General features: G+C 56.3%; 17 protein-coding genes. 15 read left to right on the forward strand and 2 right to left on the reverse strand.

Translation table 11 applies throughout. The features are described 5' to 3' along the window. Positions 1 to 34: 34 nt before the first annotated feature. Both ACGHP5_RS15535 and ACGHP5_RS15540 read right to left on the reverse strand, forming a co-directional pair. Positions 35 to 718 carry a response regulator transcription factor gene (locus tag ACGHP5_RS15535; protein WP_278961291.1) on the reverse strand — a complete coding sequence of 228 codons (684 nt, stop codon included), beginning with the start codon at positions 716 to 718 and terminating at the stop codon, positions 35 to 37. Then, complete coding sequence (locus ACGHP5_RS15540; protein WP_390567623.1) at positions 705 to 2,060, reverse strand: sensor histidine kinase; 1,356 nt, start codon at positions 2,058 to 2,060, stop codon at positions 705 to 707. Before ACGHP5_RS15540 ends, ACGHP5_RS15535 begins: the two co-directional genes overlap by 14 nt. 131 nt (positions 2,061 to 2,191) lie before the next feature. Here ACGHP5_RS15540 and ACGHP5_RS15545 point away from each other — a divergent pair, with 131 nt between their 5' ends. The 15 genes from ACGHP5_RS15545 (at position 2,192) to ACGHP5_RS15615 (ending at position 22,544) form a co-directional block, all read left to right on the forward strand. Next, on the forward strand, positions 2,192 to 2,407 hold the full coding sequence (locus ACGHP5_RS15545; RefSeq protein ID WP_337756840.1) for a hypothetical protein: 216 nt from the start codon (positions 2,192 to 2,194) through the stop codon (positions 2,405 to 2,407). A gap of 6 nt (positions 2,408 to 2,413) precedes the next feature. Beyond that, positions 2,414 to 3,433: a BF3164 family lipoprotein gene (locus ACGHP5_RS15550; RefSeq protein WP_337756839.1), complete on the forward strand. Its 1,020-nt coding sequence runs from the start codon at positions 2,414 to 2,416 to the stop codon at positions 3,431 to 3,433. 68 nt (positions 3,434 to 3,501) lie between these two features. Beyond that, the gene (locus ACGHP5_RS15555; protein WP_295900641.1) at positions 3,502 to 3,753 is read left to right on the forward strand and encodes an NVEALA domain-containing protein; all 252 of its coding nucleotides are present in this window, start codon (positions 3,502 to 3,504) and stop codon (positions 3,751 to 3,753) included. A gap of 52 nt (positions 3,754 to 3,805) precedes the next feature. After that, a complete protein-coding gene (locus ACGHP5_RS15560; protein ID WP_295900644.1) occupies positions 3,806 to 4,807 on the forward strand; it encodes a hypothetical protein in 1,002 nt (333 codons plus the stop codon). A 14-nt stretch (positions 4,808 to 4,821) separates the two neighbouring features. Next, entirely contained in the window at positions 4,822 to 5,877 is a 1,056-nt protein-coding gene (locus ACGHP5_RS15565; RefSeq protein WP_390567626.1) for a BF3164 family lipoprotein, read from the forward strand. Between the two features lie 7 nt (positions 5,878 to 5,884). After that, complete coding sequence (locus tag ACGHP5_RS15570; protein ID WP_337657581.1) at positions 5,885 to 6,445, forward strand: hypothetical protein; 561 nt, start codon at positions 5,885 to 5,887, stop codon at positions 6,443 to 6,445. A 141-nt stretch (positions 6,446 to 6,586) separates the two neighbouring features. Further along, positions 6,587 to 6,925 carry a DUF1573 domain-containing protein gene (locus ACGHP5_RS15575; protein WP_337756836.1) on the forward strand — a complete coding sequence of 113 codons (339 nt, stop codon included), beginning with the start codon at positions 6,587 to 6,589 and terminating at the stop codon, positions 6,923 to 6,925. Positions 6,926 to 6,985: 60 nt separating this feature from the next. Beyond that, positions 6,986 to 8,542: a TolC family protein gene (locus ACGHP5_RS15580; RefSeq protein ID WP_337756835.1), complete on the forward strand. Its 1,557-nt coding sequence runs from the start codon at positions 6,986 to 6,988 to the stop codon at positions 8,540 to 8,542. 7 nt (positions 8,543 to 8,549) lie between these two features. Beyond that, a complete protein-coding gene (locus ACGHP5_RS15585) occupies positions 8,550 to 9,626 on the forward strand; it encodes an efflux RND transporter periplasmic adaptor subunit (protein WP_337657576.1) in 1,077 nt (358 codons plus the stop codon). Between the two features lie 13 nt (positions 9,627 to 9,639). Next, a complete protein-coding gene (locus ACGHP5_RS15590; RefSeq protein ID WP_390567629.1) occupies positions 9,640 to 12,696 on the forward strand; it encodes an efflux RND transporter permease subunit in 3,057 nt (1,018 codons plus the stop codon). Further along, positions 12,693 to 15,869: an efflux RND transporter permease subunit gene (locus ACGHP5_RS15595; RefSeq protein ID WP_390567631.1), complete on the forward strand. Its 3,177-nt coding sequence runs from the start codon at positions 12,693 to 12,695 to the stop codon at positions 15,867 to 15,869. The genes ACGHP5_RS15590 and ACGHP5_RS15595 overlap by 4 nt, the downstream gene beginning before the upstream one ends. Further along, the gene (locus tag ACGHP5_RS15600) at positions 15,866 to 17,746 is read left to right on the forward strand and encodes an O-antigen ligase family protein (protein WP_337657570.1); all 1,881 of its coding nucleotides are present in this window, start codon (positions 15,866 to 15,868) and stop codon (positions 17,744 to 17,746) included. The genes ACGHP5_RS15595 and ACGHP5_RS15600 overlap by 4 nt, the downstream gene beginning before the upstream one ends. Further along, entirely contained in the window at positions 17,731 to 18,597 is an 867-nt protein-coding gene (gene lepB, locus ACGHP5_RS15605; protein ID WP_337772165.1) for a signal peptidase I, read from the forward strand. Before ACGHP5_RS15600 ends, lepB begins: the two co-directional genes overlap by 16 nt. A 27-nt stretch (positions 18,598 to 18,624) precedes the next feature. Next, entirely contained in the window at positions 18,625 to 20,574 is a 1,950-nt protein-coding gene (locus ACGHP5_RS15610) for a hypothetical protein (protein ID WP_337772167.1), read from the forward strand. A gap of 14 nt (positions 20,575 to 20,588) precedes the next feature. Beyond that, the gene (locus tag ACGHP5_RS15615; RefSeq protein WP_295900679.1) at positions 20,589 to 22,544 is read left to right on the forward strand and encodes a hypothetical protein; all 1,956 of its coding nucleotides are present in this window, start codon (positions 20,589 to 20,591) and stop codon (positions 22,542 to 22,544) included. Positions 22,545 to 22,549 lie beyond the last annotated feature (5 nt).

Genomic DNA, 22,549 nt, shown 5'->3' on the forward strand with positions numbered 1-22,549 from the left:
GCCTGATTGCCGGGCGCCGGGAGGCGCCAACGGCTTATCTGTCGATTTCCAGAATGACGCCTGTATTCCGGAAAGTTTTCAGTTTCAGGCGTTTGTCGGCGGACAATATGCGCCGCAAGGTGCAGATCGACTGGTTGAGGTAGATATCGGCGTTGATCAGGTTGTCGCCCCATATTTTCGTGGTCAGGAAATCCCGTTCACAGATGTGGTTTTTCCGTTGCAGGAGCAATTTGAGCAGTTGGATATGCCGGCCTCCGACTTTGTACGCTTTATCCTGCACGACGATCGTCATTTTCCGGCTATCGACATAACAAGCGTCCGTGATGCGCACGACGTTGTTGTATCCGGTGCGGGCCAGGATCGCTTTGAGGCGCATTTCTATTTCCGGCAGGTCGGTGTCTTTGCGGATGTAATCGTAGGCCCCCGATTGAAGCCCCTTGATTGCGTTCCGGCTGTCGGACAGCGATGTCAGGAAAATAACCGGTACATCTTCATCGATCTCCTGCATGCGTTTGCAGACCTCGAAGCCCGTCGTGTCGGGAAGCATGATATCCAGCAGGACGATGTCCGGAGCCACTTTCCCGAATGCTCCGATCGCCTCGGCCCCGGTTCGGGCATATACCATTTCATACCCCTGCTCATCGAACCATCGGATGTTGAGTTCGGCGATATCTTCGTCGTCTTCAACATATAAAATGATACAGTCATTCGTTGTCATAAGGAATTCCTATCGTAAATTCGCTGCCTTGTTTATAAATGCTCGTGAAAGAGACCGTTCCGCCATGCGCCCGGGCGACCATCTTTACATAGCTCAATCCCAGACCGAATCCGGAGACGTTGACCGATTTTTTGTGCGGAACCCGGAAATAGCGGTCGTAAACCAATATCTGAAACTCCAGCGGGATTCCTATTCCCCAGTCCTTGACCGAGACGCATACGTGATTCTTTTCCAGGTAGCAGCGGATGGCGATCCGCTTTTCGGCGGGAGAATACTTAATGGCATTGTCCGCCAGATTCAGCAGCGCATTGCCGTAATGGACAGGGTCGGCCTTAAACGTCGGGACGTCCGGAGCGATTTCCAGGGTTATAGCGGCATCCGGGTAGGATTCACGGATATTTTCCAGAATTTCCCGGATGTCGATCTTCTGTTTCTGAATTTCCAGTTTGTTCGAAGTCGTCGAAAGGAGTTTCTCGATCAGCAGATTGATCTGGCCGATTTTCCTCGATGCCGTTTGCAGGTTTCTGTCATCGTCCGTTCGTGCGGATAGTTCCAAAACCCGTTTCAGGTATCCGACCGGATTTCTTATTTCGTGAATCATGTGCCGGACAAAATTCTCGCGGAAATCCGACAGTTTTTGCTGTTGAATGACAATCTGGATGATGCCGAACAGAATCACCGCCACCAGCAACGTGATGGCAAACGACGACAGGAGAATATAGCGGATCTGTGCGAACATCCCCGAATAGGAGCCGTCGAATTTCACGACAATGCCGTCTGTTCCGGTTATGCCCAGTTGCAGGGTATCACAGACAACCGTATAAATGCCGTCAGCCAACTCGCTATTCGTGCTTTTCTCGACCCGCCCCGTCTGGGTATTCACCTTTTCGATTATATAGGGAATATAAATACCGTTTACTCGAAACACGCTATCCAACTGCAAATTGAACTGTCCGAGGTCCAATCCGCAAACGTGATAAAGCATATGAGGCCCCATCCCATATTTAGCCAAGTCTGTTTTTGAACATTTTCTGCCGAAGTGATTATAAAGTCCTGTTTTGGGATTATAAACTTTAATTACAGCCAAACTATCATTATATGTAACACTCCCAATATAAGGTCTTATACTTTTGCCATATCGCTCTTGTATTGAATCCCACCATTCATGAGAATCTCGTAAAGTTGTTTCATGTATAGTCTGTTCAATCAACGGAGTTGCCTTCTGTATAAGTTTCTTCTGCTCCAATTTATAGGACGTTGATAACCATAATGCTTGCAGAGACAGAATGGCAATTACTCCTACAAAGGCTATCAGAATGGCTATTTTTACTCGTTTGTTCATTTTCTTTCGGAGAAATCGCTTTCAAAAGTAGTAAAAAAACGACTGTAATAAATATTTATAACCTATAAATAACATAACTCTCGGGCAGAGCAGGTAATTTTGAATCCGTTAACCAAAACATATGGGATACTATGAAGAAGATTAAAATTTTGTTTTGTGGTCTGTTGGTTGGATTATCCGTTTTGAGCTATTTAATCGCGACCCAGAAAAATTCTATAAAGGAATTAGTTCTGTTAAACGTGGAAGCATTAAGTCTGAATGAAGATGATGTTGATGGTTGTGTAAGTTGTTCTGGAGTATGCATTACTTATAGCGGTGTATATTTAGGGATGGCGATGGCCGATTAAACTCACATGAGACCCTTTTTATTTATAGCGTTTTTGCTTTTTGTCGCCTGCAAGGGCAATTCCGGACGGGAAAATCCGCTGGCTGACTTGGATAAATCCCCGGAAGCCGTTATGGAGGAGTTTCTGTGTCTGGATTCGATCGAGGCCTTCGGCGTGAACGATTTTGCCGTGACGGACAGTGTCTTATGGTTTCTTTTTCAGCGGCCCGGCAGTGAAGATGTCCTTGCTCAATATAGATTAGGCGATAATTCCTGCAAGAGTGTTATAAAGCGGGGCCGGGGTCCCGGAGAGATGATCACCACAACGTCTTTGGATGCAAACGGACATATCGTAATCGCAGACTGTAACACGAATGCGATGGCCTCGGTCGTCCGGAACGATGCTACGTTCCGGCAACTTCCTTCCGGAGGTTTGGTCTCGTGCATTACCGACGGGAATCGGGTCATCTCCACGGGACTTTATCCCGAGGGACGTTACCGGCTTATAAACCTGGAATCCGGACAAGTCGGCTATTTCGGGGAATATCCCCAGGGGGAACGCAAGATCGGCGACGAGTTGCTGCCGACAGCCTATATCAACAGCAAGCTCGCCATGAAACCGGACTGCTCCCGCTTTGTCTGCGTGAACAGCAACTGCGGCATTATCGAGATCAACGCGATAGCAGGAGATTCGATCAGAAGCATAGCCCGGATCGCATACCATTACCCGGACATTGTCGGCACGAGATCGGGGAAAATGGCGGTCGCGGCGATCCGGAAATCGAATGTCAACGGCTTTTTCGACGTGACGTGCAGCGATGAATACATATATACGATATATTCGGGAAAAACATATAACGAGGCGGGGTTAGGGCTGGAAAGCTGTGACCATCTGGTCACTTTCGATTGGTCGGGCAACTTAATCGAAGCTTTCCATGTTTCGCAAGCCCTTGGTGCGATCCAGTACGACAACAGCCAAGGTCTGTTGTACGGGCTGGCGCACACCCCGACTCGTTCTTTAATTTACAGGTTGAATTTGGACCGGTGAAGACGGTTCGGGATAGAGAAGCCATAATTTTATGGCCTTATCAAATTATTAACCTAATTTTTACAATTATGAAGAAAAAACTTCTTCTTGCAGGGGCTGTCGCATTGATGGCCGCTGCTGCTGTAACCGGGTATTCCGTTTACAACAAAACAAATGTATCGGATTTGCTCAACGCAAATGTTGAGGCTTTGGCGCATGACGAAAGTGACTGCAATTACCGAAACGGTTATCGAAGTTTTACCAGTAGAAACGGAGGAGCGTATGATTGTTGCAAAATTTGGAGATCACACAGACCGGTAGAAGATGATCATTGCATTTAATTTACATTTTATGGGCCTTCCTTTTGGATAGGCCCATATAAAATATACGAACATGAAAAGAATTGTCATTAGTGTAGTGTGTATTATTCTTGTGATAGCATGTACCAAGCGACAAAACACTTATTACACTACAATAATCAAAACGGATGCGATAAGGACTGAATTATGCAGTGATATTGTTTCTCCCGACTCCACGATTACACTATTCAATTGGTGTCTGGTTGATGATAATTTAGTTATAAACAGTTCTCAAACAGAGGGAATTATCCAGTTATGGAGTTGGCCAGAACTTCATTATAAGAATAAAGTCCTTAAAATTGGCAGGGGACCGGATGAATTTATTTCTGCAAATTGGGCAGAATGCGCTTTAAACAATAAAATCGCATTGTACGACATCCCAAGTAGAAGGATAAGGAGCTATGTGATTCAAAGAGATTCTTTATTTTTATGTCTAGATTATGATTTAATCGGAACAAATGCAGAGGAGAAGTCATTGCTGAAACCTTATGTAAATATTCTGCAAATAAACGATTCAATTTATGTAATGAGGGCATCGGATCGCAGTAAAGATGAACTTTCTGTGGTCGATTTATCAAATAAAAATATTTTATCGTTTTATAGGGATATTTTAAAACGAGATAGGACTAAAGATCAATATCTAGGATATGATTATTTGCTTAAAACCAATGGAAAATATATTATCAAAGCATATGAATCTTTTAATCGAATCGAAATACTGGAGTTATCGGATAACAAAGACCTCGTGCCCCGATATGTGATTACAGATCCACTTGAATCTCAAAATTCCACTTTGATATATTATAACGACATTATCTGTACCGATAATTGGTTTGCTTGTTTGTTTGCTGGGAATTCTTCAGGTAACGCAGTCGTTTTAGAGTTATACAATTACAAGGGGGAACAGCTAGATCGTATTAAGTTGAATCATTCATTAACACATATTTTATATGATAAAGAAAGACATGCTTTTTGTGGATATGATGCAAATTCGGAAGAAAATTATTTTTATTTATTTTCATATGCAATGCGATAATCGGCTTCTACAAAATGAAAAAAATAGTTAGTTTTTCAATTATTGTTGCCGTTTTTTGTAATCAATGCAGCCGACAATCTGCGATTACATACGAAGGAACAATAACAGCCGGAAAAACAGAGCGCCTTTTATCGACTGTATTGAATAAATCCTTTTTATTTAGTTCTCCGGAAGATATGATGATTTTAGACTCGCTATTAATTGTCCATGACTCTTATCAACAAGCTGAATGTTTCCATATTTTCCGGAAAAGTGATGGTACATTTATTAAAAGTTTCGGTCGGAAAGGCCGTGGTCCCGGAGAATTTATGGATATTAATTCCGCGAATACGAATTATAATGGTTCGATAACAGCATACGATCCCAATTACAAAAAAATAGTTGTTTTCGACATTATCGACATATTACAAGATCGGAAACCGTATTTTAAAGAGTATACGGTTACGAATGCTCCCAATTTTATAACGCAAATGCTTCTATATAAAGATGAATTTATCGCAAAAGGCAATGATGATAAACTGCGTTATGGATTCTGGGATCCTACAAACGAAACGTTTCATAATATTTATACTGACTATCCTCAACTCTCCAATGAAGACGAAGATAATTGGGCGTTGACCGAATATGCCGTAAAAGCCAAATTGAGTCCGGATGGCAAGACGCTTGTCTCGGCGACCTACATAGGCGGCATATTGGAGTTATTCGATATCGACGATAATGGATTGAAATTGAGAACAGCGCGTTTCTTTTTTGAGCCTCGGTACAATTATGCTCAAGGCGCAAAACCGCGTTGGGTAACTACATCTTCGGAATCTATCATTGGTTTTGAAGATCTTTTCCTTACCAACGACGCTATATATGGACTTGTGTGGGGCGTTGAAAGACCCCAAATGGAGAATAGCATGCCGCAACTGTTCTGTTTCGATTTTGACGGAAATCCGGTTAAATCCTATATTCTGAACGATGCGCTTGAATCGGTGGCAGTAGATGACGACGGTACAATATACGGAGTAGGATGTGATTCCGTCGGCCAATATAAATTATGCAAATATATTACATCTAAAAGATAAGTCTAAAATGAAATATCTACTTATTCCCATCAGCATTATCCTGCTCTTATCCTGCACGGAACACCACCGGAAGAAACAGATCGGACAACTTTTTTCGACTGAAATCATACTGCCGGACACATCTTCATTATTCAATAAAGCATTGGATTCCATAAATTTGAATATCCCGGCAAAAATGGTGGTTTATTTCGATGCTGAAACTTGTGCTTCTTGTGCCCTTTCCCGCATATGGGAGTGGGACGAGGTGTCGCATATTACACAAGCCAGCAACGGTAAGTATCAGACTTTATTCATTTTCACACCGAAACAAAAGGATCTCTCGACTGTCAAACGTGTCTTCCAAGGAATGCACATGGAGAACAAGCTGGTATATATTGATGACCGGCAGGATTTTATCACCAATAATCCGACTATTCCGGAAGACGCGATGTTTCATACATTTCTTTTAGATCGGAAAAACAAGATTGTTCTTGTCGGAAACCCTGTCCATAATGAAAAACTGTGGGAACTGTATAAAAACACGATTGATCAATTGATTAAAAACGAAGGAGTACTAAACAGAGAATAGGAAGCCCCCGATAATATTATGAATTTCCGACATTTATCATTCTTTTTGACGCTTATTTCCGCCGTTTCCTGCCGGACCGCGCCGAAACCGTCGGATACGCTGGCAGCGGCCAATATGGCTGCGTTGGAGCAAAGCGTCGATATGGAAAACAACACGGTCGAGACGGACGAGGTGCTGAAATTCGCGCGGGCGGTCCTCGACCTCGGAGAAATCCCACTCGGTGAAAGCCGGGAGCTGACGCTGGAGGCCGTGAACCGGTCGGAGAAGCCGCTCGTACTGCTCGACGCCTACACGTCGTGCCACTGCACCAAAGTCACATGGGACAAAAAGCCCGTTCCGGCAGGCGGGCAGACCCTATTCAAAATCCACTTTACCGCCGAACAGCCGGGAACTTTCTTCAAGAAGATCGCCGTACGGCACAGCGCCAATCCCGGCCCCGTAACCTTTGCCATCCAGGGCACCGTAACGAAAGGAATATAGAACCGTCCTTTCACCCATCATAACGGAAATACAATGTGGTTGTAAAATAGGGATAAAACCATGGAATTCAGAGCACAGAAACTGTTTTCAGCCGTCGCGGCCGGACTGCTCGGCCTCGCGCCTGCCGCGGCGCAACCGCCGGCAACGCCGCCCCGTCAGTCCGTCAGCCGGGCCGAACGGACTTCGCAGCCGGAGACGATCCACGTCCGGCTGACGCTCGACGACGCCATCTATGCGGCCCAGAACCAGTCCATCGCGGCGATGGTGGCCAAATATACGTTCCTTTCGGCCTACTGGTCGTTCCGGTCGTTCCAGGCCAGCCGGCTGCCGTCGCTCAACCTGACGGGCGAGGTGTTGAGTTTCGACCGTTCGCTGCGCCTGCTGCAGGACTACGACACGGGGGAAATGCGCTATCTGGACAACTACAACCTGCAAAATACGCTGGGCTTGTCGATCAAGCAGGACATCGCGCTGACGGGCGGAACCCTGCGGCTCTATTCGTCGCTCAACCGACTGGACCAGTTCGCCCCGAAGGATTCGAAATCCTACTATTCGCAGCCCGTTACGCTCTCGTACACCCAACCGCTGTTCGCCTACAACAAACTGCGCTGGAACAAGAAAATCGCCCCGAAGGAGTACGAACTCGCCAAGCGCACCTACATCGAGTCGATGGAGGCAGTCACGACGCAAGCCGTCAGCTATTACTTCAAACTGCTGTTGAGCAAGACCAGGCACTCCATCGCCGTCAAGAACTACGCCAACACCACGGCGCTGCACGCCATTGCGGAGCAGCGGCTCCGGCTGGGCAGCATCACGCAGGACGAACTGCTGCAACTCCAGCTGCGCATGCTCAACGACAGCCTGTCGATCAACGACACGGGCCTCGCCGTCCGCGAGCAGCAGATGAAACTCAATTCCTACCTCCGTTACAACGAAAACGTCGACATCGACCCCGTGCTCGACGACCGGATTCCGGCCATCGACGTCGATTATGTCCTCGTCCTGGACAAGGCGCTGGAAAATTCGTCGTTCAACGTCGACAACCAGATCCGCACGCTCAACGCCGATGCCGGCATCGCCCAGGCCAAAGCCGAGCGGGGCGCGTCGGCTACGATAAACGCCCGTTTCGGATTGTCGCAGACCGGGGAGACGTTCCGGTCGGCCTATTCGAACCTGCTGGACCAGGAGGTCGTAGGCCTGCAATTCTCGATCCCGATTTTCGACTGGGGCATGGGCCGGGGTCGCGTCCGCATGGCCAAAGCCAAGGCGGAGATGGTCCGCAACCAGATCGAGCAGGACGAGATCGACTTCCGGCATGCGGTCTATACGCTGATCGAGCAGTTCCACAACCAGCGCAACCAGTGCGCCGTGGCAGCCCGGGCCCGGGAGGTCGCCGAACGCCGCTATGCGATCGCGATGGAGAATTTCCGGCGCGGAACGGTTTCGGTCACGGAGATGAACACGGCGCAGACCGAGAAGGACCAGGCGAACCAGACCTACGTTTCGGCGCTGGCCGATTTCTGGAACTACTACTATTCGCTGCGGCGCAAGACACTCTACGACTTCCTGTCGCACACCGACATCAACGCAGAATTCGACAAACTCATCAAAGAATAACCTCTACATGAAACAATACACGCTGTGGATGCTCTGCGCCGCGCTTCTCGGGGGCTGCGGCAAAGCGAAAAAGGACAAAACGGACGCTTCGTCCGACCGGATGCAGCACCGCATCGAATACAACCAGGTGACGGTCGACACCCTCCGGCGTCGCGATTTCCAGCGCGAACTGATCAGCAACGGCCGTCTGATCGCCTCCAGGCGCAGCACGCTGTCGTTCCCGGTCGCGGGAATCATCGCCGCCATCGGCGCGAAAAACGGTGCCCGGGTGGGGCAGGGCGGCCTGATCGCCCGTCTCGACACGGCGGAATACGCTCTGCAGGTGCACAGGGCGCAGCTGGCCCTCGACAAGGCGCGGTTGAGCTTCTTCGACGTGCTGGTGGGGCAGGGCTACCCGCTCGGCGACACGGTCGCCCCTCCGGCCGAAGTCGTACAGCTGGCGCGTATCCGTTCGGGTTACGCCGACGCCGTAGCGTCGCTGTGCAGTGCGCTCCGGAGTCTGGAGCAGTGCTCGCTGCGCGCGCCTTTCGCGGGAAAGGTCGCCGACGTGGAACAGCAGGTCTACGAGAAATCGAAAGGGGAGTTCTGCACCCTGCTCGACGACAGCCGTTTCAACGTCCGGTTCACGGCCCTCGAATCCGAATACGGCCTTCTGCGCCCGGGTATGGAGGTCGCCGTGAGTCCGTTCGCCGACCTGCGGAAAGAGGTGAAGGGCCGTATCACGGCCGTCAACCCCTCGATCGACGAGCACGGGCAGGTGCAGGTCGACGCCGAAGTCGTCAACGACGGCACGCTGGCCGACGGCATGAACGTGCGTGTGGCCGTGCGGCAGCGTGTCCCCGGCCGGCTGGTCGTACCGAAGAACGCCGTGGTCATCCGCGACAACCTGGAGGTACTGTTCCGCTACAAAGACGGCAGGGCGCAGTGGACCTACGTCCACACCTCGCTGGCCAACAGCCGGGAATACGTCGTCGAGGCGAATACCGACCGGGGCGCCGAACTCAACCCGGGCGACCTGGTGATCGTCTCGGGGAACCTGAACCTGGCCGACGGCTCGGAAGTCACGCTCGGCGAAAACCGCTAAACGCGAACGGCCCATGCTACGCAAATTACTCGACCGGCCCATTGCCGTGACGATGATCGCCGTGGTCCTGATCATCCTGGGCATCGTCAGCAGCCGTCTGCTGCCGGTTTCGCTCGTTCCGGACGTCGACGCGCCATATATCACCATCCAGATTCCGGCGCAGGGACTCTCGGCGCGGCAGCTGGACGAAACGGTCGTCACGCCGCTGCGCCAGCAGCTGATCCAGCTGTCGCAGCTCACGGACCTCCGCAGCGAAGCCCGGGAAGGCAGCGGCATCATCCGCCTGACCTTCGAGCAGGGTTCGGACATCGACTACCTGTTCATCGAGGTCAACGAAAAGATCGACCGCTCGGTCTCCTCCCTGCCGCGCGACCTGGAACGTCCGAAGGTGATCAAGGCCAGCGCCACGGACATCCCGGCCTTCTACATCAACCTGACCGTGCGCGGCGAACGGCCCGCCGGTCCCCGGGACGAACTGCACCCGGTGTCGGACGACTTTTCGGCCTTGAGCCGCTTCGCCTCGCAGGTGATCACCAAGCGCATCGAGCAGCTGCCCGAAGTGGCGATGGCGGACCTGAGCGGCACGGTGGCCCCCGAACTGCTGGTCATCCCCGACGAAGCGAAACTGCGGCAGGCGGGGATTACGATGAGCACCGTCGAGAGCGCCCTCAAAAAGGCCGACGTGACGCTGGGCAGCCTGACCATCCGGGACGGGGAATACCAGTACAGCGTCAAATTCCGCTCGGTGGTGAGCGGCCGGAGCGACATCGAGAACATCTTCCTGAAAATCAACGGACGGCTGTTCCGTCTGAAGGAGTTCGCCCGGGTCGTCGAACACCCCCGCAAACGGCAGGGGATGGTCCTCTCGGACGGCCGCGACGCCGTGTCGCTGGCCGTCGTGAAACAGGCCGACGCCCGGATGTCGAAACTCAAGGAGGAGCTTGACAAACAGCTGCGCCAGTTCCGCCGGGACTATCCGGACGTGGAGTTCACGGTCACGCGCGACCAGACCGAACTGCTCGACTATTCGATCAGCAACCTGGTGAACAACATCATCACGGGAGCCTTGCTGGCCTGCGTCATCATTTTCTTCTTCATGCGCGACCTGAAGTCGCCGATGCTCGTGATCCTGACCATTCCGGTAACGCTGATCATCTCGGTGCTGGTCTTCTTCCTGATGCACATTTCGATCAACATCATCTCGCTGTCGGGACTGGTGCTGGGCATCGGCATGATGGTCGACAATTCGATCATCGTCGTGGACAACATCACGGCGCGCTGGTCGCGCGGCGAGCCGCTGACCGAGGCCGTCGTCCGGGGCACGCAGGAGGTGATCGCCCCGATGCTTTCGTCGGTGCTCACGACCTGTGCGGTCTTCGTGCCGCTGATCTTCATCAACGGCATGGCCGGGGCGCTGTTCTACGATCAGGCGATGGCCGTCACGATCACACTCTTCGTGGCCTACGGCGTCGCCATTACGCTGCTGCCGGTCTACTACCGCTGGTGGTACGGCCGCCAGGAGGCCTTCCGTCCCACGCCGTGGCTCGAACGTTTTTCGTTCGGCCGCATCACCGACCGCTACGACGCCGTTCTGAAATGGTTTTTCCGCCGCCGGTGGCTGATGTGGGGCATCTACGCCGTTTCGGCGCTGGGGCTGGCCGTGCTGTTCCTCGACATCGACAAGCAGCGCCTTCCGGCCATGACTTACAGCGACATGCTGGTGCGCATCGACTGGAACGACCGCATCTCCGCCGGGGAGAACGGCCGCCGCACGCAGGCGCTCGTCGCGTCGCTCGGGGAGCGGATTTCGCAGTCCACGGTCATGGCGGGCGTCCAGCAGTTCATCCTCTCGCATACCGAGGAGAACGGGGTGGCGGAAGCCACCGTCTACCTGAAATGCCGCGACGCCTCCGACGTTAAACCCGTGCAGCAGTCCGTACGCGACTACCTGGCGGCCCATGCGCCCGGCGCCCGCTGCTCGTTCGGGGTTTCGGGCAATGTCTTCGACATGATCTTCGCCGACCGGGAAGCCGCGCTGACGGCCCGGCTGCGCTCGACGTCGGGACGCAGCGCCGACCCGGACGAACTGCAACGGCTGATCGACCGCATCCGGGAGGCGCTTCCCGACCTGGAGATACCGCCCGTTTCGATGCAGGAGGACATCCTCTACGTCGCACAGCCCGAACAGATGGCGCTCTACGGCGTTTCGTTCGGCGACCTGATCGCCACGCTGCGCAATGCGCTGAACGAAAACACGCTCTTCACGGTCACCACCGGCGACGAGTCGCTTCCGGTCGTGATCGGCAACAACCTGCGCAGTCTCGACGACCTGCTCGGCAGCACCTTCATCCGCACCTCGAAGGCCGAAATTCCGGTGAGCGTCCTGATGCGCCAGACCATGAGTCGCGACCTGAAAAACGTCGTCGCCGGCACCGAGGGCAACTACTATCCGCTCGACCTGGCGCCCCGCTCCGGGGAGGTTCCGGAGGTCATCTCGGCGATCCGCAACTGCGTGTCCGCCGACGACCGCTTCGAGGTGAGTTTCAGCGGCAGCTATTTCTCGAACCGCGGCATGGTCGGGCAGCTCGTCGGCGTACTGGCCGTGGCCCTGCTGCTGCTCTTCTTCATCCTGGCCGCGCAGTTCGAGTCGCTGCTCCAGCCGTGGATCATCCTCTCGGAGATCGTCATAGACCTGTTCGGGGCGCTGGTCGTGCTCCGGCTGTTCGGACAGACGCTCAACCTGATGTCGATGATCGGACTTATCGTGGTGTGCGGCATCGTGATCAACGACTCGATTCTCAAGATCGACACGATCAACTCGCTGCGGCGGCAGGGCATGGCCCTCCGGCACGCCATCATGGAGGCGGGACGACGACGCCTGAAAGCCATCGTGATGACCTCGCTCACGACGATTCTCGCCGTAGCACCCTTCCTGATGCGGGGCGACATGGGTTCCGACCTGCAATTCCCGATGTCGCTGACCATCATCAGCGGCATGATCGTCGGTACGCTGGTCAGCGTCTTCTTCATTCCGCTGGCCTACTACGAAATTTACAGACCCCGCCGATGAACGATCCGCGGAACATACCCACCCCGCGGCGCGGTATTCCCGCCTTTTCGGTGCTGCTGATCATGGCGGCGCTGACGGTTATCGGCGTGGCGATGCTTCCGATGCTCAACATCCAGTACACGCCGACGGTCCCCGAGCGGAAGATCGACGTCTCCTTCTCCTGGCCCGACGCATCGGCACGCCTGGTCGAGCAGGGCGCCACGTCGCGCATCGAAGGCACGCTTTCGACCGTCGCGGGCTGCGAAAGCGTCTCGTCGCGTTCGTCGAAGGGGCGGGGCAGCGTCACGGTGTGGTTCCGCAAGGGCACGGACATGGCGGCGGCACGCTTCGAGGTGGCCTCGGCGATCCGCAACCTCTACGCAAAACTGCCCGAGGAGGTCAGCTATCCCAACATCTCGCTCGCCACATCGGGCAGCCGGGAATCCGAGACGCTGGTCTACACCATCAAGGCCGACCTTCCGTCCGAACGCATCGAGGAGTATGTCTCGAACTACGTTTCGGCGCCGCTTTCGCGGATCAAAGGGGTCGGCAAGGTCTCCCTTTCGGGCGTCACGCCTTTCGAATGGGTGATCACGTTCGACCCCAAGGCCATGGAGCCGGTCGGAATCGCGGCTTCGGACCTCGCCGCCGCCTTCCGGGATTACTTCCGCAGCGAAGTGATCGGACTCACGACGCTCCCGCAGGCCGACGGCTCCGGGCGCAGCATCGTGCTGAAACTGCGCAACCGGGCGTCGCCCGACTTCGGGGAGATCCCCGTGGCGCACCGGAACGGCCGGATCTATTACCTGCGCGATTTCGCATCGGTGCGCTGGAGCGAGGCTCTGCCGACAAGCTATTTCCGGATCAACGGGCTGAACACCATCAACCTCTCGGTCTCCTGCGAAGGCCATACGAACATGCTGCGCGTCGCCGCGGCGGTCCGCGCGGAGATGGAGCGCCTGCAAGCGGGTTTTCCGCCCGAAATCTCCGCGACGCTCAACTACGACGCCTCCCGCTACGTCTCCGGAGAGCTGGAGAAAATATACGTCCGGACGCTGTTGTGCGTGGCGATCCTGCTGCTGTTCGTCTTCCTGGTCAGCCGCGACCTGCGCTACCTGTTCATCATCCTGGTGACGCTCGTGGTGAACATCCTGGTCGCCGTGGTCTTCTACAACCTGCTCCGGCTGGACATTCACATCTACACGCTGGCGGGCATCACGGTCTCGCTCGGCATCATCATCGACACGTCGATCATCATGGTCGACCATTACAGCTATTACCGCGACCGCCGGGTTTTCGTCTCGATCCTCGGGGCGCTGCTCACCACGATCGGGGCGCTGGGCATCGTCTGGCTGCTTCCCGAGAAACAGCAGGCCAACCTGACCGACTTTTCGCTGGTAATCGTCATCAACCTCGCCGTCTCGCTGCTCGTGGCGCTGCTGTTCGTCCCGGCGCTGCTCGACAAATTTCCGCTGGGGCGCAGCATGACGGCCTCCTCCGTCCGGCGCAGACGGTTCGCCGTACGGTTTTCACGGCTCTACGGACGCTTCATCGCCTGGGGACGCCGCCACCGCTGGATTTTCATCGTGGCCCTGGTCTGGGGCTTCGGCATCCCGACGTTCCTGCTGCCCGACAAGATCGAACCGAAAGGCGGGAAACCGCTCCCGCGGCGCTCCGAATGGTACAACGGCATCATGCAGAGCCGGTTCATATCCGAACACCGCGCGACCATCGACAAGGTTTTCGGGTCGTCGCTCCACCTGTTCAACACCGCGACGGGGCGTTACAGCAACTTCCGCGAACCCGAGCAGAAGGTGCTCTACGTCAACGCCGGCATGGCCGAAGGGTGCACCGTCCAGCAACTCAACGAGGTCGTGCGGCACATGGAGAACTACATCAGCCGTTTCGATGAAGTGGAGATGTTCCGCACGCGCATCTATTCCTACGACAACGCCCGGATCGAGATCACGTTCCGCCCCGAATTCGTCTACACGGCCTTCCCCACGATGCTCAAGCAGGAACTTACGGCTGCGGCGATCAATTTCGGCGGTGCGACGTGGCGCGTCTGGGGCATCGACGACAACTCGTTCAACAACAACGTCGTAAGCAGCTACCGCCCGAACCAGATCCGGCTCCGGGGCTACAATTACGACCAGTTGTCGGCCTATGCCGACGCCCTGATCGACTCGCTGTCGCGGAACCGCCGCGTCGCGGAACCCGAGATCATGGACGGCAACGCCTGGACGCTGCCCCATAACGAATTCAGCATCCGCTACGACGACGAACGGATCGCCGCGGCGGGTCTCGACGTGACGGACTACTACCGCCTGCTCAGCACGATGCTCTACAAATCGCGTCTGACGCCGGTCTACGACGGCCGCGAGTTGCAGCAGGTCGTGCTCGAATCGGGCGACCGCGGTCGTTTCGACCGCTGGCACATCGCCAACGCGCAGGTGCGGATCGACTCGCTGCACACGAAGCTCTCGGCCGTGGGGTCGATTGAAAAACAGCGCACGGGCGTCTCCATCCGCCGTTACAAACAGTCCTACGAAATTCTCGTCGGGTTCGACTTCATCGGCTCCTACGAACTCGGGAAGCGGCTGATCGAGCGCACGGTGAAACAGCTCAACGAAGAGATCCTGCCGATCGGATTCCGGGCCGACTCCCCCTCGCACAACTTCGGCCGGAAGGAAAAACAGCAGCAGGTATGGCTGATCCTGCTGGTCATCGCCATCATCTACACGATGTGCGCCGTCATCTTCGAGTCGCTGCGCAAACCCGTCGTCATCGTCCTGATGATTCCGATTTCGTTCATCGGGGTCTTCCTGACGTTCGGATGGTCCGACTTCATCTTCGACCAGGGCGGCTTCGCGGCCTTCGTCCTGCTGTGCGGCATCGTCGTCAACGCCGGCATCTACCTGATCAACGAGGAGGACAACTGGGCCGCAAATACCCGGAAACGGGGAATCCCGCTCTACCTGAAAGCCTACAACCACAAAATCGTGCCCATTCTCCTGACCATCGTCTCGACCGTTCTGGGACTGGTTCCCTTCCTCTACGACGGTCCCGAGGAGGTTTTTTGGTTCGCGTTCGCCGTGGCCGCCATCAGCGGCACGCTGTTTTCAATCCTGGCGCTGGTCGTCTATCTGCCTATTTTCCTGCCGATGCGCCGCAAAACCCGCAAAACAGTATGACAAAGTATGTAAAACCGTCGACCCGCTATCTCTCGCTGCTCGTTTTCGGGGCCGTTTGCTGGTACATGCTCTCCGCGGCGCTCGACGTGCCGACCCGGGAACTGCAGGCCAACACGCTCTCGACCCTGTACGCGACAGCCGCCCTGCTGGTGCTGGCCGTCGTTTTCTGCCCGCTGTTCCGCCCTTCGCTGCAAATAAACCGCACGGACCTGCTCGCCGCGATTCTCTTCGCCGGTGTCACCCTCGCCCGGTTCTGCCACGCGGGACCGGCCGGAGCCGTGCGCTACGACGAAGTGTTGCAGGCCGCGATGCTCTACGCCGCCCTGCGGATCATCTACACGGCCGAACGGCGGACGATGACGGTGCTGCTGATGCTGCTGTGCGGCTTCGGCATCTGCGAGGCCTGGACCGGCATACGCCAGATCTACGGCTTCGCCTGTTCGAACCACAGCCTGTTCCGGGTCACCGGGACGTTCTTCAATCCGGGACCTTATGCCGGATTCGTCGCCGTCGCCGGCATCTGCGGCGTCGCCTGCATCGTCCGCCGGCAAAACCTCGCGGCGCGCGTATTCCGTTCGTGGAGCGTCTTGCGGCGGCAGCGCCCGGCCGTGCTGATACTGGGCGTCGCACCTTACCTGCTGGGGTGGGGCGCGGCGATCCTCGCCGCGGTGGTGCTGCCGTCGACAATGAGCCGCGCGGGACTGATCGCCGCCATCGCCGGGTGTGTGGCGCTGCTTCTCCGCGAATTCGGTTTCGGCCGCCGCCTGCGCCGGGCCTGCCGGGTGAACCCGCTGCGGACGGTTCTCTTTTCCGCCATCGCACTGCTCCTGCTGGGCGGAGCCGCCACGGGTGCCTATTTTCTGAAACGCCCTTCGGCGGACGGGCGTTTGCTGATGTGGAAGATCGACGCCCGCATCATGCTGCGCCACCCGCTCTGCGGAGTCGGACCCGGGAATTTCGCCGGAGCGTTCGGCAAGGAGCAGGCCGCCTACTTCGCCGCAAAGGAACGCCCGGAGAAGGAGACGCAGGTCGCGGGATGTCCCGAATCGGGTTTCAACGAATACCTCCAGTTCGGGGCCGAGACCGGAATCGGCGGATTCGTCCTGCTGCTCCTGATGACGGGCACGGCGCTCCTGAGCCTGATCCGCCGGGGAAACCCGCTCGGGTACGGCCTGCTGGCGGCCGCGGTTTTCGCGTGTTTCTCCTATCCGTGGAGCGTGCTGCCCCTGCGCCTGCTCTTCGTGCTGCTGCTCGCGGCTACGCAGGCCCGGCCGGCGGTCCGTATCCGCAAAGGGCGTTTCATCACGCTCGTGGCCCTGCTGCTGACGGGATGCTTCGCGGCCTGGCCCGGATTGTACAGACGTTCCGAGCTGCGGGTAAACGCCAGCCGGCAATGGAACGACGTGCGTATCTGGGTCTCCGCCGAACGGTACGACTACGCCGCGGAGGACGGCGGACGCTACTTGAACGCCATGCGCTGGGATTTCCGGTTTCTCTACGACTACGGCTATTCGCTCCACAAAACCGGCGATTACCGGCGGAGCAACGAAATCCTCGCTCTCGGAATGCAGATCAGCAGCGACCCGATGTTCTGGAACATAACGGGCCGAAACTGCGAAGCGCTGGGGGACTTCGAAGCGGCGGAACGAGCCTACCTGCATGCCCACGATATGGTTCCGGACCGCATCTACCCGCTGTACCTGCTTGCGAAGCTGTACTTCTCGACCGGGCAGACGGCAAAGGCCCGGGCAGCCGCAGGCCGGGTCATCGCCCATCGGCCCAAGATCGAATCGGTTCAGACCCGTGAGATGCAGGCCGAACTGCATGAACTGACAAACACCCCGAACAATCCCGACCGATCATGCGACGAATCCTGAAATACCTGACGTGGACCCTCGGCGGAGGCTGTCTGCTGTTCGCCGGCTGGCTGTTGCTGCGGATTTTCCTCTGCGACCAGTTCGTCGTACCCTCCGATTCGATGAACCCGACGCTGATCGCCGGAGACCGCATTCTGGTCAACAAGCTGATTGCCGGAGCGCGCATCTACAAAAAGCTCGAATTCGGGAAGGACATTCCGCTGCGCTCATTCCGGACGCCCGGCATCCGGAAGGTCGGCGTAAACGACGTGGTCGTTTTCAACGCCCCGCGCGGCTACGACCGGAACCGCATCGAATTCCGGATCAACTACGTCTATTCCAAGCGGTGCATCGGAACTCCCGGTGACAGCGTTTCGGTCCGGAACGGCTATTTCCGGAACAACCGTCATCCGGGGCCCATCGGCGACACCGGACAGCAGCGCCGCCTGCACGAAACCCCCGATTCGCTGATTCCGCGCAAGGTGCTCCGCGCGATGCCTTTCGACGACAGGCTGTTCGGATGGACGATCCGGAATTTCGGGCCGCTCTGCGTTCCGCAGGCGGGAACCCGCATCGCACTCGACCTGCGCAACTACAAACTATACAGGCAGGCGATCGAATACGAAACGGGCGGAAAGCTGACTTACAGCGGCGGACAGGCGCTGCTCGACAAACAGCCCCTCCCGGAATATACGTTCCGCTGCGACTATTACTTTTTCTGCGGCGATAACGTCTCCGATTCGAAAGACAGCCGTTACTTGGGCTTCGTCCCCGAGGAGTTCATCATCGGGGTGGTCCGGCGCATCAGCTTTTCCGAAGACCCCTACACTCATCACCGGCGTCCGGACCGGTGGTGGAAACGGGTTGAATAAACCGATTATCCGAAAAACGATTTCACCATGACGAACCTTCTGCGAAGTTATTTTTGTGCGGTGTCGGTCATCGCCGTTGCGCTTGCAGCCTGCGACGACGGCCTGCCGACCGTGAAGCGGGCCTTGGAAATGGCCGGCGACAACCGTCCGGAGCTTGAAAAGGTGCTGGAGCACTACCGGCAGGACCCGGCCGACAGCCTGAAATACCGCGCCGCCGAGTATCTGATCCGCTACATGCCGTACCATACTTCAATCGGCGGAGCGTACGACGCTTATTTCGACACCGTAGATTCGCTGCTTTCGCTTCCGGACCGGACCGACGTGATGCAGAAGATCGAACGGGTTTCGGACTCGTTGCGGTCCGCGGTTTTCACACAGCGCGACATCCGGGCCGTGACGGCCGAGTACCTGATCCGGAATATCGAAGCGGCATTCACCGACTGGCGGCAGACCGGCTGGGCCTACCATCTGGATTTCGATCTGTTCTGCGAATTTCTGCTCCCCTACAAATGCATCGACACACAGCCCCTGGACAATTGGCGCGAGGCACTGAAAAACGTTTGCAGGTCGGAATCGTACGACCAGATACAGCAGAATTACGATTATGAATACAATCCGCTCGCGTCCGTTTCCCGGGTGAACGGCACGATGAAGAAGAGCGTTTCTCCGCAAATCTGGCTCCACGATCTGAAATTCATGCCGATAACCCGTCCCACGACCTTCCTGAAAATGAGCGGCGGCACCTGTTGGGACTACGCGACCTCGGCCATTCAGCTGATGCGCAGCAAGGGGCTGCCGGTAGCTATCGACTTCACGCCCCAATGGCCGGACCGCACTTACGGGCACAGCTGGTGCGTGGTACACACGACGCGCGGAATCAATTTGATGTTCAATCCGTTTGCCAGCAATCCCAACTATCCGCACTACGTCTACGCGCGGTTTTCGAAAATCTTCCGCCAGACATATAAAGTAAACGGAGAGTTGTACCGCTTGCTTTCGCAGGGCGTGGAGATGCCCGCCCAAGTCATCCACCTCTGTACGGAGGACGTAACGCACGAATACGAACGGACCTCGGACCTGAAAATCCGCCTGTTCCCGGAATACAAGCGCGAAAAAATGGCCTATATCGCCACTTTCGACAACAAATCGTGGGTCCCGGTCTACTGGGGCAAAGTCCGCCGGGGATATGCCCTATTCAAAAACATGGGACACGACGTGACGTATATGGCCATGATCTGCCGCGACAGTAATCTGGAACCGGCCAGTCTGCCTTTCACGGTCAGCGCCGGGGGCGAAATCCGTTATATGGAGGCCGACACGACCCGGAAGCAACGGGTCGTACTGGACCGGAAAAACCCGATGTACCAGCACGTGTTCTATAAAACGGAATACCTCGGCAACGGACTGATCGAGGCCTCTGACCATCCGGATTTCCGCCAAGCCGACACCGTCGCGATGATCTCCCGCTGGAAGATGACCTCGGGAACGGTGCTCCCGCCGAGACGCCCCTACCGGTATTGGCGGTTAAGGGCCGCCGGGGGCGACGAATACGACATGGCCGAAATTTACTTTTTCCGGGAAGGTGACAAACGGCCCGTAAAAGGGCGCCTGATCAGCTCCGGCCGATCACTCGACCGGGAACACCTGCCGGAGCATATCGCCGACGACAACCCGGAGACCTATTGCCGGGTGAAAGGAACCGATTACTGGGTCGGCTTCGACTTCGGCGAGCCGGTCGGAATAGATCGTATTTCCTACATACGCCGCGGGGACGGCAATGCGATATGCGTCGGCGACACGTACGACATTTATTACTGGGACAACCGGAAATGGGTTCTTGCAGACACGCAGGAGGCGGCCGATGTCACCCTCGAAACGGACCGGCTGCCGGCGGACGGTCTCTATTTCATCCGCGGCAACCGGGGCTATTCCCAGCGGATTTTCACCTGGGAGAACAACCGGGTACGGTGGCACTGATTAAAATTAACGAGATGTTGAGATTATTCCGATGGACAAGTGCCGTTTTCTCCGTTGCGGCGATTGCCGCGTGCAGCCACTACGGGGCGGCGGTCGAGAAAGCGTTGCGCCATGCCGGCGACAACCGTCCGGAGCTTGAAAAGGTGCTGGAGCACTACCGGCAGGACCCGGCCGACAGCCTGAAATACCGCGCCGCCGAGTACCTGATCCGCTACATGCCGTACCATACGTCGTATCCCGCCAAGCCCTATTACGCCTATTGCGATGCGCTGGACTCGCTGTTTTCAAGCGCGACCGAGGGCGACGAACTGCTCGAAAAAACGAACGCAATAGCTGCCGGATTCGGGCGGCAGCTCAAATTGTCCTACGATATCCGGGTGATCGGGGCCGATTACCTGATCTGGAATATCGACTACTCGTTCGGGCTGTGGCGGACGCTGAATTACCTGCGGCATCTCCGCTTCGAGGAGTTCTGCGAATACGTGCTGCCCTACAAATGCGCGGAGAAACAGCCCCTCGACACCTGGAAACGGGACTGGCGCGATTACGGGCGCGGGGAACTGGACCACATCGGCCAGATCAGGGACTACAAGTACAATGCGCGGCGTGCCGCGGAGGCTGTGAATTTCCAGTTCCAGGACAGCGTCAAGATGCGCAGGGTGAAGGACGCGAAGCTGATCGAAGTGCTGCGGCTGAATACCCTGGCCAAACAGCCCTACGGCGATTGCCGCGACCGTTCCCGTTTCGGGCTGCTGAACTGCCGGAGCAAGGGAATCCCCGTAGCGTTCGACTTCACCCCGAACTGGCCCGACCGCTCGGGCGGTCATTACTGGAACATCGTCCTGGCCACCAAACGGCGGAACGTCGACTACGAACCTTTCAGATCCTATCCCGGAAGTTACCATTACACCGATAACGGGCTGGCGAAGGTGTTCCGCGAGACCTACGCCCCGCACCCGCTGCTTCTGGAGGCGTTGGAACGCGAAGGCAGTCTCCCCGCGTCGCTGTCCTACCTGTTCATGCAGGACGTCACCGGCGAATACGGACGGACGGTCGACATATCCGTCCCGCTGTTCCGGGAACGCCTCCGGACGAAATACGCCTACCTCGCCGTCTTCGACAACAGCAAATGGGTTCCCGTCGACATCGGCAGGATACGGCGCAACCGGGCGTCGTTCGCAAGCGTCGGGCGGGACATTCTCTACCTGGTCGTCGGATTCCGCGACGGGGAGACCGTCCCGATGTCGGAGCCGTTCATCGTCGATTCGCGCGGCGACGTCTCGTACCCCCGTGCGGACACCACGCGGCTCGGAAGCATCCGGCTCGACCGGAAATTCCCGGCGTTCACCCATATTTATTCGATCCGGAAGTATTTGCAGCGAGGACGGATACAGGCGGCCGACAATCCGGATTTCAGAGGAGCGAAAACCGTTGCGGAGTTTCCCGAGTGGAACCTCCTCGCGGGCGAAACGGCTCCGTCCGACACCCTGCCTTACCGGTATTGGCGGCTCATGTCCTCTTCGGAGAAGTCGACCGATTTCGCAGAACTCTATTTTTACGAAAAAGGAACGGGGCAACGGATAACCGGAACGCTTCTTTCATCCGGCGCGGCGGTCCGCAATCCGAACTACGACACCCCCGGACACATCAGCGACAACGACCCGATCACTTACTTTGCGGTGCAGGATTCGACGCGGTGGGTCGGTTTCGACTTCGGGAAACCGGTCTCCCTGGAAACGATCGCCTACATCCGGCGCGGCGACGGGAATACGATATGCCCGGGCGACGAATACGAACTCCACTACTGGCAGGACGGCGGCTGGAAACTGCACGACCGCAAGAAGGCCGAACGGATCTACGTCGATTTCGACAGCGTTCCGCTCGGCGGACTGTATTACGTCAAGGGGATTTCCCGGGGCGAGCAAAACCGCACGTTCCTCTATGAAAACGGGGAAGTCGTCTGGTACTGATCCCG

Source organism: Alistipes sp. i18-0019-D1, assembly GCF_042852885.1.
Lineage (GTDB): Bacteria > Bacteroidota > Bacteroidia > Bacteroidales > Rikenellaceae > Alistipes.